The sequence below is a fragment of the Pseudomonas fuscovaginae SE-1 genome (assembly GCF_000364705.1).
GTDB lineage: Bacteria > Pseudomonadota > Gammaproteobacteria > Pseudomonadales > Pseudomonadaceae > Aquipseudomonas > Aquipseudomonas fuscovaginae_A.
The window spans coordinates 15,865-31,276 of the sequence record NZ_AQOH01000364.1 but is presented as its reverse complement, the minus strand read 5'-3'; the positions used below and the strand labels follow the sequence as shown (position 1 = coordinate 31,276).

Genomic DNA, 15,412 nt, shown 5'->3' with positions numbered 1-15,412 from the left:
GCTGGCGAGCCGCCGCAGGCGGCCATCCAATGAAATAGCCTGGCATATGCCTGGCCGGCTGGCGCCGCTGTCAATCACGCGGACCGAGGTCTATGCGCACGAATGTGCCCTTGGAGTTGGGCCCCACCTTGCCGGCTCGGCTGAAAAGCTTGTAGTAGGCCAGGTGCACGCCATCATCCAGCTCAAGCAAATACTCCGCATCCAGGCGAATGATGGTGTCGCGATCGGCCCGGGTCACCAGGGCATCGCTGAGCACCGGCTCGTTGGGGCCGCCGAGGCAGAGGCCGACCCGGTCGCCGGCGGTCTGCCCGGGATACTGTTCGACCAGGAACTTCACGCTGTTGCAATGCCTGAGCAGGTAGTCACGGGTCACGCCCGGAAAACCGACTTCGCCGTCCACCACGGGCTTGGTGCCGGCCTGGTCATGATTGGGCACGCGCAGGTCGATGGTGAAGGCCACGGGGTCCGACTCGTAGGTGACGCCAGCCTGGTTACGTACCTTGAAAGCGACCTTGGAGACGCCTTCTTCATGCAGGTACTTGTAGGGTAGCCATACCCTGAGTGGAAAGTGGAGCGGCCCGGGCAACGGTACAGGCACCTCGTGCAGGTTGCCCCCGGGCGAGGTGTAGAGCAGAGTCATGTGGTCGACCTGGCCGTTTTGTGCAGGATCCGGCCAGGCGGTCTCGATGTCCAGGGCAAGGTTGGAGGTCAGGGCGTCGACAGGCAGGAGGTGGTGTTGCGGGTAGTGAAAGTTTCCCAGTGCCAGCGCAATATGCGGGGCGGGAAGGAGGGTGTGATCCATCGTCGTGGTCTCCATCGTGGCTGATAAGTGACAGGTGCTGCCTGGGCAACACCTGTCCGGCTGGCAATCCGGATGGATACAGCTGCCAGACGCCCATTAGGGCCTGCGCGGTCGAGACTGGCTACTGTCAGTTCTGACAGTTTTGCCAGGTTCCCGACGAACGTCAGATCACCGCGATTTCCACCTCGTCACCCGCCCAGCGCACCGGCCAGACCCGCAGTTGTTGCTCCGGATACTCCAGGCACAGGCCGTCTTCCAGGCTGAAGTGCTGCTTGTACAGGGGCGAGGCGATCACCGGCTGGCCCTTGATATGACCCACGATGCCACGGCCGATCACATTCGCACCGGACAGCGGGTCATGGTTGTCGATGGCGTACAGAGTGCGCCCCTGGCTGGCATTGGGCAGGTAGAACAGCGCGACCTGTGCGCAGTGGAACCAGACCACCACGCCGGAGTTCTCCACCAGGTCTTCGCGGCGGCAGACCGTCTGCCACTGGAAGTCGTTGGCAACGCTGTGTTGTGCGGTTGATTGGCCCATCAGACCACCTCCTCATGTACGGGAATCAGGTTGAGTTCGTTGGCGCGCACCGGCCGGCGCTGCGCGCGCTCCTTGACGAAATGGATATCCGGGTCGCCGCGCTGGTCGTTGACGAAGGTGCGGAAGCGCTTGAGTTTTTCCGGGTCGCTGATGGCGTTGGCCCATTCGCACTCGTAGCGGTCCACCACCAGTTGCAGCTGGCTTTCCAGCTCGGCTGCCAGGCCCAGGCTGTCGTCGATGATCACCGCCTTGAGGTAGTCGAGACCGCCTTCGAGGTTTTCGCGCCATACCGAAGTGCGCTGCAGGCGGTCGGCGGTGCGGATATAGAACATCAGGAAACGGTCGACGTAGCGGATCAGCGTCTGGTCATCCAGATCGGTGGCGAACAGTTCGGCGTGACGCGGGCGCATGCCGCCGTTGCCGCAGACATACAGGTTCCAGCCTTTCTCGGTGGCGATCACGCCGATGTCCTTGCTCTGCGCCTCGGCGCATTCGCGGGTGCAGCCGGACACCGCCAGCTTGAACTTGTGCGGGGCGCGCAGGCCCTTGTAGCGATTCTCCAGCAGCAGGGCCATGGCCACGCTGTCCTGCACGCCGTAGCGGCACCAGGTGCTGCCGACGCAGGATTTCACCGTGCGCAGTGACTTGCCGTAGCCGTGGCCGGTCTCGAAGCCGGCATCGATCAACTCGCCCCAGATCTGCGGCAGCTCGTGCAGTTGCGCACCGAACAGGTCGATGCGCTGGCCGCCGGTGATCTTGGTGTAGAGGTCGTATTTCTTCGCCACCACGCCGAGGGCGATCAGCTTGTCCGGGGTGATTTCGCCGGCGGCGATCCGCGGAATGATCGAGTAGGTGCCGTTCTTCTGCATGTTGGCCATGAAGGTGTCGTTGGTGTCCTGCAGCGGTACCAGCGCCTTGTCCATGATCGGCCGGTTCCAGCACGAGGCCAGGATCGAGCCCACCGCCGGCTTGCAGATATCGCAGCCGGTGTGGCCCTTGCCGTGGCGACCGAGCAGTTCCTCGAAGGTTTCGATGCCACCCACCCGGACCATCGCGTACAACTCCTGGCGGGTATAGGCGAAGTGCTCGCACAGGCTCTTGTCGACTTCCACGCCGCGGGCGACCAGTTCGTGTTCGAACACCTGCTTGAGCAGCGCGCTGCAGCCACCGCAGCCGGTGGCGGCCTTGGTCTGCGCCTTGAGTTCGGAAAGGTCGCTGCAGCCGGCGTCGACGGCGCAGCAGATCGCGCCCTTGGTGACGTTGTGGCAGGAACAGATGGTCGCGGTTGCCGGCAGGGCATCGGCGCCGAGGGTCGGGGCGCCTTCGCTCAGCGGCAGGATCAGGCTGGCGGGATCCTGGGGCAGGGCGATTGCGTTCTGCACGTATTGCAGCAAAGTGTCGTAATGGCTGTTGTCGCCGACCAGCACGGCGCCGATGACTTTCTTGCCTTCGGCATCGACCACCAGCCGCCGGTAGGCCGAATTGGCCTCATCGATGAAACGGTAGCTGCGGGCGCCCGGAGTCGCCCCATGGGCGTCGCCAATCGAGCCGACGTCGACGCCGAGCAGCTTGAGTTTGGTCGACATGTCGGCGCCATTGAAGGTATCGGCGGTCTCACCGGCCAGGCGTGCGGCGACGTTGCGCGCCATGCTGTAGCCTGGGGCGACGAGGCCGAACACGCTGCCGTTCCAGGACGCACATTCGCCGATGGCCGAGATAGTCGGGTCGCTGGTCTGGCAGTGGCCGTCGATGACGATACCGCCTCGTTGCGCGATTTCCAGTCCGCTGTTGCGGCCCAGCAGGTCCTGTGGCCGAATGCCGGCTGAAAAAACGATCAGGTCGGTTTCGAGAAACTCGCCGCCTTCGAAGTTCATCCGGTAGCGGTACTGCTCGCCGGCGACGATTTCCCGGGTCGCCCGGGAGAGGTGGACACCGACACCGAGGCCTTCGATCTGTGCCTTGAGGGCGGCGCCACCGTCACCGTCCAGCTGCACCGGCATCAGCCGTGGGGCGAACTCGACCACGTGGGCCTCCAGGCCCAGGGACTTCAGCGCGTTGGCTGCCTCCAGGCCCAACAGTCCACCACCGACCACCACGCCGCGACGGGCTTCGGCCGCCGCCGAGCGAATCGCGTCGAGGTCGTCGAGTGTCCGGTAGACCAGGCGTGCCGAGCCTTCGGAGCCGGGAATCGGCGGAACGAACGGATAGGAACCGGTGGCCAGGATCAACTGATCGTAGGGTTGGCGCCCGGAGCGAGTGACGATCTCCCGGCGATCACGGTCGATCTCCAATACTTCCACGCCCAGATGCAGGTTGACGCCATGTCGCTCGTACAGGCCGGGCTCGCCAAGGGCCAAGGCATGGGCATCCTTGCCGGCAAAGTACTCGGACAGGTGCACACGGTCATAGGCCGGTTGCCACTCCTCGCCGTAGACATGCAGTTCGAAGTGACGCAGGGCGCCGCGTTCGATCAACTGCTCGACGCAGTGGTGGCCGACCATGCCATTACCCACGATCACCAGTTTCTGGCGATGTTCGACATTCACGATAGCGTTCATGGAGCTTCCTCGGATCACGGCCAGTCACGGGCTGGCCCAGCCAGAAAAAATGCAAAAAAAAACGCCTGGAGCCGAAGCTCCAGGCGCCTTTGCCTGGTGTTTTTATGCCTGTTCAGTATGTGATCGCCGTTGACCACCGGAACGGTCTGCCTGGTCATTCATGGCAGAGGGTGATTGGTTTAAAGCAGGGAGTGTGCCAAGTGTCGGTTTGTGCGGTTTTTCCGGGATTCGTGGACATTTGTCGGGTCAACGCGACCTGTGCTGGTGCATGTCCGGTGGCGGTTGCCTGCTATGAGGGCGTGCTTCAGGGCCCCTTCGCGGGCACCGCCCCCTCCCCAGAACGGCGATCAATACACATCCCGCACATAACGCTTGTCCGCCGCCAATGCCTGGACATACGCCTGAGCCGCATCGGCATCCAGGCCGCCATGGGTGCGTACCACCTGCTTGAGCGCCGCATCCACATCCCGCGCCATGCGACTGGCATCACCGCACACATAGAACCCCGCGCCATCCTCCAGCCAGGCCCACAGTTGCGCACCTTGCTCGATCATCCGGTGCTGCACATAGATCTTCTGCGCCTGGTCCCGGGAAAACGCGGTATCGAGACGATGCAGGTGACCCTGTTCGGACCACGCTTGCAGCTCCTCGCGATAATAGAAGTCGCTGGCCGCATGTTGTTCGCCGAAGAACAGCCAGTTCCTGCCGGTGGCCCCGGTGGCCTGGCGCTCTTGCAGAAAGGCACGGAACGGGGCGATCCCGGTGCCCGGGCCGACCATGATCATCGGTGCGCGAGGATCGGCAGGCGGTCGAAAGTTCGCCGATTTCTGCACGAAGATCGGTACCTCCAGGCCTTCGGCACGATCGGCGAGAAAACCCGAGCAGCAACCGGAGCGTGCTTGCCCGGCGCGCTCATAACGCACGGTGGACACCGTCAGGTGGACTTCACCCGGATGCACCTTGGGACTCGAGGAGATCGAGTACAGCCGCGGCTGCAGCGGTTTCAGGCAATCGACCAGTTCCTGGGCCTGCAACTCGACTTGCAACTCGCGCAACAGGTCAGCCGGTTGCCGGCCCCAGAGCCAATCCTTGAGTTCGGTCTTGTGTTCGTCGGCGAGCAGTCGCTTGAGCTGGCTGCTGCCGGTGCGCTGGAGCACCAGTTGCAGCAGCGCGGGGCTGATCCGGCCAATCTCCAGATGGCGAGTCAAGGCCTCGACCAGCGGCAACGGCGTCTGGTCCTTGATGGTCACCACGGTGTCGGCGGTGGTCGCGCCAAGGCAAGCTTGCAGTCGTTCCACCTGTTCCGGGCAATGGCTGGGCCAGACGCCGAGGGCATCACCGGCCTGGTAGTCGAGGCCGCTGTCGCCGAGGTCGAAGACGAACTGGCGGGTTTCCTTGCCCGCGTCCGGCCCACTCAGCAGCCGGTTATGCTTGAGCCGCGCCGGCAGGGGTTGCTGGCGGCTGTAGCGTGGAGCGCTGGTGGCAGGTGCTGGCTTTTCGGCCAGGGCGGTATCGAGCCTCTCCAACCAGGCACTGGCCGGCGCCTGGTAATCCGGTTCGCAGTCGACCCGGGCGGCCAGGCGCTGGGCGCCGAGGCTGTGCAGGCGCTCATCGAGCTTGCGGCCAAAGCCGCAGAACTGGTCGTAGCTGGAGTCACCGAAGGCCAATACGGCAAACCGCAGGTTAGCCAGGTTGGGTGCGCTGTCCGCCGCCAGGGCCTGCCACAGACCGTGGGCATTGTCCGGCGGGTCGCCGTCACCGAAGGTGCTGGTCAGCAGCAGCGCACGACCGGCCTGGCTCAGCTCCTGGGCCTGGATGCTGTCCATCGAGGCCAGACGCACCCGGTGGCCTTTTTCCTGCAGGCGCTCGGCGGCTGATTTGGCGAAGGCCTCCACCGTGCCTGTCTGGGATGACCAGAGCAGCAGCAGGGGCGGCGGCTCGTTCGCGACGACAGGACTCAGCGGTGCCTGCGGTTGGACCGGCTCCTGACGGGCAAACAACCCGGCCAGGATACCCTCGAGGATCAGCCGGTTGGCCGGCTGCAGCGGGGCATTGGCCGGCAGGGCCGGAACCCCGGCGTTGGCCTGGCTGCTGCCCAACCCCAGCAGGAAGCCCCGCAGGTAGAGATTCTCATTGGGTGCCAACTGGATACCGGGGGCGGTGTCGAGCCCGAGGATCCGGGCCAGGGCTTGGGTCTGCATGGTCTGCGGGGCCTCCGTGCGCGTGGGCGAGGTCAGTGGATCAGGCTGGGGGGACTCGACCCGGGTCAGGGCCACGGCGCTGAACTTGAATTCCGGTTGCAGCGAGATCGGGTCCACGGCATCGCTGGTGACCGCGTTGATCGCCAGCTCCTCGCCGTAGACATCGTTCCAGTGAAAGGGCGCAAAGCAGTTGCCGGGGGCGACCCGCTCGCTGACCTGCGCCGGCAGTACCGCCCGGCCGCGCATCGAGCGTACCTCGACACTGTCTTTGTCGGAGATACCCAGGCGTGCTGCGTCGAGTGGGTTGATCTCGACGAAGGGACCGGGATTGAGCTTGTTCAGTGCCGCGACCTTGCCGGTCTTGGTCAAGGTGTGCCACTGGTGTTGCAGGCGGCCGGTGTTGAGTACCCACGGAAACTGCTCATCGGGCCGCTCGGCCGCGGGCTCCCAGGGCCGGGCGAAGAACATTGCCTTGCCGCTGGCGGTGGGAAACAGCAAGCGTGGGTAGCTGCCGTCGGCGGCTGGCAGGGCAGGCCTGCCCAGGCCATCATTGAGGTAGCGGATCGGGTTGCGATGGGACTGCTGACCGGGGCCACACGGCCACTGCACGGGTGCCTGTTCCAGGCGTTCATAGCTGGCCCCGCGCAGGTCGTAGCCGGTCCCGGGGTTCCAGGCCCGCTTGATCTCTTCGAACACCTCGGCCGCGCTGGCATAGCTGAAGGCTGCGGCATAACCCATTTCGCAGGCGACCCGGGCGATGATCTGCCAATCCGGCAGGGCCTGGCCGGGAGCATCGACCGCCTTGCGCATCAGCGTCAGGTTGCGCTCGGAGTTGATCATGACGCCCTCGGCCTCGGCCCACAGGGCGGCTGGCAGGAGGATGTCGGCATAGCGATTGGTTTCGGTGTCGAGGAAAGCGTCCTGGGCGATCACCAGTTCGGCAGCTTGCAGGCCGGCAATGACCTTTTGCCGGTTGGGCGAGGAGGTCACCGGGTTGGTGCAGATGATCCAGCAGGCCTTGACCTTGCCGGCTTGCATGTCCTCGAACAGGGCGACGCTGCCGCCTCCGACCTGCTGGCTCAGGCTGCCACGGGGAATCTGCCACAGGTCCTCGATGAACTCGCGGTCCGCCGGCACCAGCGCCGAGCGCTGGCCGGGCAGGCCCGGGCCCATGTAGCCCATCTCGCGGCCGCCCATGGCATTGGGTTGGCCGGTCAGGGAAAACGGGCCGCTGCCGGGCCGGCAGATCGCCCCGGTGGCCAGGTGCAGGTTGCACAGGGCGTTGGTGTGCCAGGTGCCGTGGGTACTCTGGTTCAGGCCCATGGTCCAGCAGCTCATCCATTCAGTGGCCTCGCCGATCCACCGTGCGGCCTGGTGCAGCTGAGTCTCGGGCAGGCCGGTCAGTTCGGCGACGCGGGCCGGGTGGTAGTCCTCGAGAAAGTCCGGCAGTGCCTCCCAGCCCTCCGTGAAATGGGCGATGAACTCGGGATCGGTGTGGCCGTTCTTCACCAGCAGGTGCAGCAGGCCATTGAGCAGGGCCAGGTCGCTGCCCGGCTTGATCTGCAGGAACAGGTCGGCCTTTTCGGCGGTGGCGTTGCGTCGGGGGTCGACCACGATCAGCCGGGCCCCGGCCTTGAGCCGATCCATCAGGCGCAGGAACAGGATGGGATGACAATCGGCCATGTTCGCGCCGATCACGAAAAACAGCTCGGCCTGGTCGAAGTCCTGATAGGAGCCCGGCGGCCCGTCAGCCCCAAGCGACAGTTTGTAGCCGGCGCCGGCGCTGGCCATGCACAGGCGTGAGTTGGACTCGATCAGGTTGGTGCGTACGAAGCCCTTGGCGAGCTTGTTGATCAGGTACTGGGCCTCCAGCGACATCTGTCCGGAGACATAGAATGACAGCGCGTGGGGGCCGTGCTCGTCGAGGATCGCCTTGAGCCGTCGCGCGGTTTCGCCGATGGCCTGGTCCATGCCGACCTGGCCGGGGTCGCGCTGGCGTTCGTGGCGCATGAAGGCCTGCGCCATGCGCCCGGAATGCGCCAGTGGCTGCGCGCAGGTGCTGCCCTTGGTGCACAGGCGGCCGAAATTGGTCGGGTGCTGCTTGTCACCGCTGACCTTGATCACCTGGTTGTCGCGCACTTCCATGACGATGCCGCAACCGACACCGCAGTAGGGGCACACGCTGCGTACGCTGGTCTGGGTCATGGTCCATTGCTCCTGCCCGAGGAAAACTTGCACAAATGAAAAAGGCGCTGTGTCGCACTCCGTCGAAACGGGGCAACACGGCGCCTTTGTCGTGAGATCAACCGTCTGCGTTGACGGCTGTCGTTTCGCTGTCTGCAAGCTTTGCGCCAACCCGGGTTTCCGGTTGTGCCAGCGGATTCCGCGGTGCCTGGGAGGGCGCAATCGTCAGCAAGCCGGCCCCGACACTGCACCGTCAATGGTTGCCAGGTGGGGTATCTGCTCCAGCTTGGGGCAAAAATCAGCGGCGGGAGGCGAACACCTCGCCAATGCTGCGGCGTTTGGCCTGGGTCTCGCAGGCGGTGATCAGTTGCTCCAGATCCTCGGGTGTCACGTCGATGAACTCCTCCATCTGGGCCAGGGCCTGTTCCAGGTCCTCGCGGGTGATGCCGGGTGATTCACCGGGCTGGGGTGTGCTGATGAACGTCTTTGGGGGTTCGATATGCACCTTGGGGTAGCGAACCCGGGTCAGGTTGTTGTAGCCGATGGCAACCGCCAGCAGGCAGGCCGCTGCGAGCATCACCGGTTCCAGCACCTGCCAGCCCAATGCGACGGTGTCCGGGTCGGCAATCACCATCAGTAGCGCCAGGGCGCCGGCTGGCGGGTGCAGGCAGCGCAACAGGCACATGCCAAGTACCGCCAGCGCGACCGCCAGGCCGGCGCTGCCCAGGCTACGTCCCAGCCAGTGTACGACCAGCATGGAGATCAGGGTGGCGCACAAATAACTGCCAATGATCGACCAGGGCTGGGCGAGGGCACCCGAGGAAACGGCGAACAGCAGCACCGCCGAGGCACCGAGTGGGCCAATCAGGTGCAGCGCCACGGGTAGCCCGAACAGTTGGGCGCAGGCCCAGACACTGATCAGGGTGCCAAGGCCAACGCCTATGGCGGCGCGGCTCCATTCTGTCGGGCGGGTGTTGAGGGAGGGGGGCAGTAAACGGCGTGACCAACGGGCAAGCATGCTGAAAACGATCCACTTCGAAGGCATCGGACAAAAAAAGGGGCCTGTGCGACCCGCGCCAAGCCCTCTCAAGGTTCCAACATTGGGGGGAAGGAACGACGCCAGTGTGCCGGTTCCTTCAATAATTGGCTAATTCATAATAATGCGCTTTAACTTCACTATTTTTGCAGTTAATGAATGCCGCGCCCAGCCAGAAAACGCAGGCCGCCACCCACTGCCGTCAAGCCGCAGAGCGCGTAGAACATAGTCGCCGGAGGGGTATTGATCAGCAGGTAGCCACACATCATCGGGCTCATGGCACCGCCCAGGGCCGCGAGATTCTGGGCTCACAGGTAACTGCCGCGCAGCCGTTCGGGAGCGATGGTGTCGATGAACAGGTACTCGGCCGGGTAGATGATCATTTCGCCGAGGGTGAAGATGAACAGGGCCAGGCACCAGGACACCAGGTGGGTGGCGTAGCTGAAGCCGATCAGGCCGATGATGAAGAAGGCGATGCCCACGCCCATCCAGTAGCGCAGTTGATCGCGCTTGAGAAAGCGCCCGATCTGATACTGCAGCAGGATCACGCGGTGGGCGAACGGCAGGTCATCGCCACGCCAGGAGGATGACCAGCGGATGCCCTGTTCCTGCAAGGCCTCGGTAAAGCCTGGCCAGAACTGTCCGAGGCTTATTGTGCTGTAGGCCACCCGTTGTTCGACCTCGACGACTCGCTGATCGACACCGATGGGCTGCGCAACCACCCGTTCATCAATCACTGTTATGCGATTCACCGTGACAAGCTGAACTTCGTCAGCCACGACAGTCATTCGGCCTCGGTCTCCCAGGTCGAAGCGGTGGCGATGCTGATCCAGACCGGGCGTTTCGTCGGTTTCCTGCCACAGCACTACGCGGCCGCGCAGGTGGCCAGGGGGCAGTTGCGGGCCTTGCGGCCGTTCAATACGCCATTCAATCTGATCCTGCGTCACAACACGACACGCGGTCCGCTGATCAAGGCATTCGCCCAGGCCCTGGGCGTTGATCTGAAGGTTTGCGCCCAGGCCCCTGCCGATGCTTCGGGGATGCGTTGAAGTTCGAACGGTTGACGGACTTATTACAAGTCGACAGTGCGCTGTGAACGGGGCGGGCACGGCTCCTGATAGTGTCCGCGATAGTTGAGGGTTTATTCGGGCAAACTTCCCGCTTTCTTGCGCGAATGCGCGCCACGGCCCCCATGGTAAGTCAAAAGGAACCGGGTCCCCAGCGGACTGTTGCAACACTCCGGTATTGGCGGTTGGCCGGGTCAGGGGCCTTGCGGCAATGGTCCCCGGTTATTGGTTCTTGTTGCTCGCTGGACAGTCTTTTCGGCCCATGCGGCGCTTATTCCTGTAGTCGCACGAAACCTGGTTGCAGGCCGAAGACTTCAACCCCGTCCTGGGTCGCCCGCCCGGTGGTGATCGCCACCTGCCTGATCGGCTGACCCGGCGCCTCGCGATAGTCCACCAGCGTGCCCCTGGCATCCTGGCGGATCGCCGCCGCCGGCAGGACGAGAGCCTGGTCGTTGCGGTAGGTGACGATGGTCAGCCGTGCACTCATGCCCAGCCGAACCCGTTGCAATTGTTCACGGGTCAGCTTGGGAATCGACAACGTCACCGGAAACTGCGCACTGCCACCCGGCACATCGTTGGGCAGGGCCAGGCTGCTGACGATATCGACCGAGCCGCTGAGCCGTTCGCCATCGAAACCGTCGCCGAGGATCTCCACGCTCTGGCCCGGGTGCAACTGGTTGATATCCAACTCGGAAACCTTGCTGACGATTTTCAACTGCTCGATGTTCGCCAGGCCGAACAGCACCTGTCCCTGGCTGACCCGGCTGCCGGTCTGCACCGGTGCCGAATTGTTGCTGGAGGAGTTCTGCGAGCCGTTGCCGCCCGGTGGGGGCACGACGATACCGGCGAACGGCGCGACGACGTCCTTGCCGTCGAGCAGGGCCTTGAGCGTTTCGTACTTGACCGTGGCATTGGTCAGTTCCATATCGGCGATCTGTCGGTATTCGCCCTTGCCCTGGTCCAGCGCCTGCTGCAGGTCGCCTTCGGCGGCCGTCAGGTCCATGCGCTGGCTCTGCAACTGCTGTTGCAGGTCCTGCAGTTCATTGCGCGGGATGATGCCGCGTTCGAACAGGTTCTGGCTTTCGTTGAGCTTGCGTTCGGTGTTGCTCAGCGTCATCTGCGAGCTGCGCAGGCTGCGTCGGGCCCGGGCGACCTGCTGGCTGTTGTTCCAGTCCTGCAGTTCCTGCACCGCGCGCCGGGCCTTGAGCTGGGCGGACAAGGCATCGCGCAACTGGATCTCGAGCAGCCCCGGGTCCATCTGCAGCAGTGTCTGGCCGGCCTCGACCCGTTGTCCCTGTTCCACCAGGATCGCGCGCACGTTGCCTTCGAAGGGGGCGGTCAGGACGACGGTCTTCTGCGGTTCGATCTTGCCCACCAGACCGATCTGGTGCACCAGCGGCGCGGGCTGCACCGGTATCCAGCGGCTGTCGTCGGGCTGGTCGGCGGCGGGCGCACGCAGGGTGGTGACGACGACACCGGCCACAGCCAGCGCGAGCAGCAACCCCGCGCCCTGTATCCAGCGCTTGCGTCGGACCTGCTTGTCAGTAGTCATTGAGTGCAATGTCCCAGCTCTCCAGTGTCATGCCCAAGGTCAGGTCGAGTTGCGTCTGGGCGTTCAGATAGGCGATCAGTGCGGTGAGGCGTGAACTCTCGGCGTTGCGCAGATCGCCTTCATAGCTCAGCACCTGGAAGTTGGTCGAGCGCCCGGCACTGAGTTTTTCCCGTTCGATATCCAGCTTGCGCCGCGACAGATCCACCGCGCGCCGGGCGATCTCATATTGTCGCCAACGGGTACCCAGGTCGCGGACCACGTCGTTGACGCTGCGTTCCAGCGCCTGGCGGGCATCGGCCTGGATCAGCTCCTGGCGCTCCACGTCGACCCGCGCATGCACCTCGGCCTGGCGGGTGCTCAGGTCGCCGATGGGTATCTGCACCTGGACTCCGGCGTAGCTGTCCCAGCGCCGTGAACCGTTGCTGCCGACGTCGTTGTCGAGGCGGTCGCGAATCTGGTTGGCACCGGCCACCAGCGACACGTCCCAGCGTCCCTGGTCCTTGGCGATCACCAGGTTGAGGTCGGCCTGCTGGCTGCCCAGCAGGGTGGCCAGGTACTCCGGCTGCTGGACCTTGGCCACCCGCAGGGCATCCTGCTTGTCGATGTTGACCTGCGAAGCCTCCAGCGCTTCGCTGGCACGGATCTGCGTCGACAGGTCCAGGGCCAGCAGGCGCAGCAACGACAGGCGATTCGTGTCCACCTGGTTGCGGGCTTCCTCCACCCCCAGTTCCTGGGTGGCGATATCGGCTTCGGTCTGGACGATCTCGAACTCGGCCATGCGCCCCGAGGCGATCAACGCCTTGTTCACCTCCAGCAGGGCCCTGGCGCGCTTGAGGGCGTCCAGGGTGATGGTCAGTTGCTCCTGGGACCTGAGCAGTTCGCGATAGGCGGTGATGATGTCGCTGATGGTCTGCGACACGCTGGTCTTGAGGTTGAGCCGGTTGATCTGCTCGGAGATGCGGGCCAGGCGCAGCGGGGCGGTGGTCACGTCCCAACCGGCGCCGCGCATCAGCGGCTGGATGATCGCCAGGTCGAGGCCGTCGCTGCGATAGCGGCCGGCGACATCGGCATTGTTCAACTGCTGGGTCCAGGCCATGCTCAGGCGAGTGCCGTACTCACCCAGCAGGCTGGCGGTCGGCGACAATGTGGCATTGCGCGCGCTGTCGTCGGAGCCCTTGGTCGTCCGGTACTGGCCGGAAAGCAGCAGCTTGGGGTTGAAGGTGTCCTCGGATACCCGCAGGTCGAACTTCTGGGCAATGCGTTGCAGATAGGCACTGCGGATGCCGCGGTTGTTGCGCAGGCCCAGGTAGACCGCGTCGCCCAGGGTCAGGTTGGTGATCTGCTCGCTGAGCAGCACGCTGTGGGTCTGGCTGCTGCGCAGCGACGGCGCCGATGGCTGGCTCACCAGCGAGCTGGCGGCGAAGGCCTGGCAGCAGAACAGGCAGAGCAGGGTGGCCGTCCATGGCCTGCGTCTATTCATCGCGCAGCGCCTCCACCGGTTGCAGGTGCGAGGCCGAAATGGCCGGATAGAGCCCGAAGAACAGCCCGACCAGCAGGGTACTGCCGACCCCCAGCGGCAACGAGGCGGCGGCCAGGGAAAACTGCCAGCCGGACAGCCGGGCGTAGAGGTACGCCGCCGTCACCCCGAGAATCGCCCCGGACAGGGCGCCCACCGCCGTCAGCGTCACCGCCTCGAGCAGGAACAGGTTGCGAATGTCCCGCCGCCGTGCCCCCAGGGCCATGCGGATGCCGATCTCCCGCCGGCGTTCGGACACATTCATCAGCATCACGTTCATGACCCCCACACCCCCTCCCACCAGCGAAATGCCCCCCAGGGCCATCAGCAGGTAACCGAAGGTCCGGCTCTGCCGGGTCATGCCGTCGATCATCTGCTGGGGAATCTGTACCTCCACTTCGCGCCCGCGCAAGGTGCTTTTCAGCGCCGCGGTCAGATCGCCGGCGACGGTTTCCATGTCCTGGTCGGGAGCGGCCCGGGCAATCACGCTGGTTATCTGTGGCGAGTCGACGATGCGGCGCATCCCGGCCAATGGCAGGAACAGCGACTCATCGGCCTGTACCGGGATCAGCACGGCCATCGGCTGGCTGTACAGGATGCCGATGACCCGGAACAGATAGTCGTTCAGGCGGATCCGCTCGCCAACGCGCAAGGGCGAACCCGGGCTGCCCAGGCGACGGGCGACCTGGTCGCCGACCACCACATGGGTTTCACCCTGGTCGAACTCGGAAAGGAAGCGGCCTTCGCGCAGCTTCAGGCGCATGGCGCCGGCCAGCTGCGCGGTAGTGCCGACCCAGTTGGTGTTGATGCCACGGCCCTGGAACACCACCGCACCGCTGGACAGCGCAATCGGCGCCAGATACGGCACGCCCGGGAGCATGGCCTGCAGGCGCGCGGTATCGATACTGGCGGGCATCGGCTCGCGCAGATCGGCACCACCGGGAAACTGCGCGGCCAGAGTATCGGTGCCCATGTCCTTGAAGATCGCAGCCGCCTCCTGCGCCGCGTTGTGGCCGATATTGATCAGCGCCACCACCGATGAACTGCCGATCACGATCCCCAGCAGCGCCAGTATCGAGCGCTTGCCCAGGGTGCGCAGGCTGACGAACGCCTCGTGCAGCAACTGGCTGGCACTCTGCTGGACCTGCGGGCTCATGCCGGGCATGTCTCGTGCACGACGCCGTTCTGCACCCGGATCTGCCGTTGCAGGCGCTCGGCGATGTGCGGGTCATGGGTGACGATGATCAGCGTCACCTGGCGCACCCGGTTGAGTTCCAGCAACAGGTCCATGATCTCCTGTGCCGTGCCGCTGTCGAGGTTGCCGGTCGGCTCGTCGGCCAGGATCACCGAAGGCTCGCCGACCAGCGCCCGGGCGATCGCCACCCGCTGGCGCTGGCCACCGGAGAGATCGGCCGGGCGGTGGTGGGCACGTTCGCCGAGACCGACCTGTTCGAGCATGGCCCTGGCCCGCGCCAGCGACTCGCCGCGGGGCACGCCCCGGTAGCTCAGGGGCAGGGCGACGTTGTCGACGGCGTCCAGCCGTGGCAACAGGTTGAAACTCTGGAACACGAAGCCGATCTGCCGGTTGCGGATGGCCGCCAGCTGGTCGGGGCTGGCCCTGAAGATGTCGTGTCCGGCGAAGTGGTAGTGGCCGCTGCTGGGCAGGTCGAGCAGGCCGAGGATATTGAGCAGGGTGCTTTTGCCGGAGCCGGAGGCGCCGAGAATGGCGCAGCTTTCACCGGCTTCGATGGACAGCGAGACATCCTTGAGAATGGTCAGGGGCTGCTCGGCGAGCCGGTAGGTCTTGCCGATGCCTTGCAAGGAAATGAGTCCGTCGTGGGCTGTCGTTTCAGTCATGGCGAAGAGCGCCGGCAAGTCCGTTCGCGATCCGGCCAGAATGCAAGTGTCCAGGCATGCGGCGAGGCAGGATCAGGCACAGGTTTGGTTTTCCTATTTTA

Annotated in this window: 9 protein-coding genes and 2 pseudogenes; 1 reads left to right on the top strand and 10 read right to left on the bottom strand. The window is 64.8% G+C overall.

From position 1 onward, the window contains the following. Positions 1-70: 70 nt before the first annotated feature. The 6 genes and pseudogenes from K675_RS0128520 to K675_RS32675 form a co-directional block, all read right to left on the bottom strand. The gene (locus K675_RS0128520; RefSeq protein ID WP_017906869.1) at positions 71-802 is read right to left on the bottom strand and encodes a hypothetical protein; all 732 of its coding nucleotides are present in this window, start codon (positions 800-802) and stop codon (positions 71-73) included. A gap of 163 nt (positions 803-965) precedes the next feature. Further along, positions 966-1,340 (bottom strand): nitrite reductase small subunit NirD, encoded by a 375-nt coding sequence (nirD, locus tag K675_RS0128515; protein WP_017906868.1) that lies wholly within the window; start codon positions 1,338-1,340, stop codon positions 966-968. Continuing rightward, positions 1,340-3,898, bottom strand: a complete 2,559-nt coding sequence (gene nirB / locus K675_RS0128510; RefSeq protein WP_017906867.1) for a nitrite reductase large subunit NirB — start codon at positions 3,896-3,898, stop codon at positions 1,340-1,342. Before nirB ends, nirD begins: the two co-directional genes overlap by 1 nt. 347 nt (positions 3,899-4,245) lie before the next feature. Beyond that, positions 4,246-8,304, bottom strand: a complete 4,059-nt coding sequence (locus K675_RS0128505; RefSeq protein ID WP_017906866.1) for a bifunctional nitrate reductase/sulfite reductase flavoprotein subunit alpha — start codon at positions 8,302-8,304, stop codon at positions 4,246-4,248. A 277-nt stretch (positions 8,305-8,581) separates the two neighbouring features. Continuing rightward, complete coding sequence (locus K675_RS0128500) at positions 8,582-9,301, bottom strand: HPP family protein (RefSeq protein ID WP_026145613.1); 720 nt, start codon at positions 9,299-9,301, stop codon at positions 8,582-8,584. Positions 9,302-9,471: 170 nt separating this feature from the next. Beyond that, positions 9,472-9,867 (bottom strand): annotated as a pseudogene (locus K675_RS32675) (MFS transporter); the annotation flags it as partial. Between the two features lie 81 nt (positions 9,868-9,948). Between K675_RS32675 and K675_RS31570 the strand changes: the two are divergent. Beyond that, positions 9,949-10,368, top strand: a pseudogene (locus tag K675_RS31570) (LysR substrate-binding domain-containing protein); the annotation flags it as partial. A 289-nt stretch (positions 10,369-10,657) separates the two neighbouring features. Here the strand turns inward: K675_RS31570 and K675_RS0128480 are convergent. Genes K675_RS0128480 through K675_RS0128465 form a run of 4 tightly spaced genes read right to left on the bottom strand, consistent with a single transcriptional unit; the run spans position 10,658 to position 15,311 of the window. Continuing rightward, positions 10,658-11,938 (bottom strand): efflux RND transporter periplasmic adaptor subunit, encoded by a 1,281-nt coding sequence (locus tag K675_RS0128480; RefSeq protein WP_026145612.1) that lies wholly within the window; start codon positions 11,936-11,938, stop codon positions 10,658-10,660. Beyond that, entirely contained in the window at positions 11,928-13,418 is a 1,491-nt protein-coding gene (locus K675_RS0128475) for a TolC family protein (RefSeq protein WP_017906860.1), read from the bottom strand. The genes K675_RS0128480 and K675_RS0128475 overlap by 11 nt, the downstream gene beginning before the upstream one ends. Then, a complete protein-coding gene (locus K675_RS0128470; RefSeq protein WP_017906859.1) occupies positions 13,411-14,610 on the bottom strand; it encodes an ABC transporter permease in 1,200 nt (399 codons plus the stop codon). The genes K675_RS0128475 and K675_RS0128470 overlap by 8 nt, the downstream gene beginning before the upstream one ends. Beyond that, complete coding sequence (locus K675_RS0128465; RefSeq protein WP_026145611.1) at positions 14,607-15,311, bottom strand: ABC transporter ATP-binding protein; 705 nt, start codon at positions 15,309-15,311, stop codon at positions 14,607-14,609. Before K675_RS0128465 ends, K675_RS0128470 begins: the two co-directional genes overlap by 4 nt. Positions 15,312-15,412: the final 101 nt, after the last annotated feature.

What these genes read in the sequence shown, in the direction of transcription:
- K675_RS0128520 (WP_017906869.1), bottom strand. Translation starts at nt 802, where the DNA reads ATGGATCACACCCTCCTTCCCGCCCCGCATATTGCGCTGGCACTGGGA.
- nirD (WP_017906868.1), bottom strand. Translation starts at nt 1,340, where the DNA reads ATGGGCCAATCAACCGCACAACACAGCGTTGCCAACGACTTCCAGTGG.
- nirB (WP_017906867.1), bottom strand. Translation starts at nt 3,898, where the DNA reads ATGAACGCTATCGTGAATGTCGAACATCGCCAGAAACTGGTGATCGTG.
- K675_RS0128505 (WP_017906866.1), bottom strand. Translation starts at nt 8,304, where the DNA reads ATGACCCAGACCAGCGTACGCAGCGTGTGCCCCTACTGCGGTGTCGGT.
- K675_RS0128500 (WP_026145613.1), bottom strand. Translation starts at nt 9,301, where the DNA reads ATGCTTGCCCGTTGGTCACGCCGTTTACTGCCCCCCTCCCTCAACACC.
- K675_RS0128480 (WP_026145612.1), bottom strand. Translation starts at nt 11,938, where the DNA reads ATGACTACTGACAAGCAGGTCCGACGCAAGCGCTGGATACAGGGCGCG.
- K675_RS0128475 (WP_017906860.1), bottom strand. Translation starts at nt 13,418, where the DNA reads ATGAATAGACGCAGGCCATGGACGGCCACCCTGCTCTGCCTGTTCTGC.
- K675_RS0128470 (WP_017906859.1), bottom strand. Translation starts at nt 14,610, where the DNA reads ATGAGCCCGCAGGTCCAGCAGAGTGCCAGCCAGTTGCTGCACGAGGCG.
- K675_RS0128465 (WP_026145611.1), bottom strand. Translation starts at nt 15,311, where the DNA reads ATGACTGAAACGACAGCCCACGACGGACTCATTTCCTTGCAAGGCATC.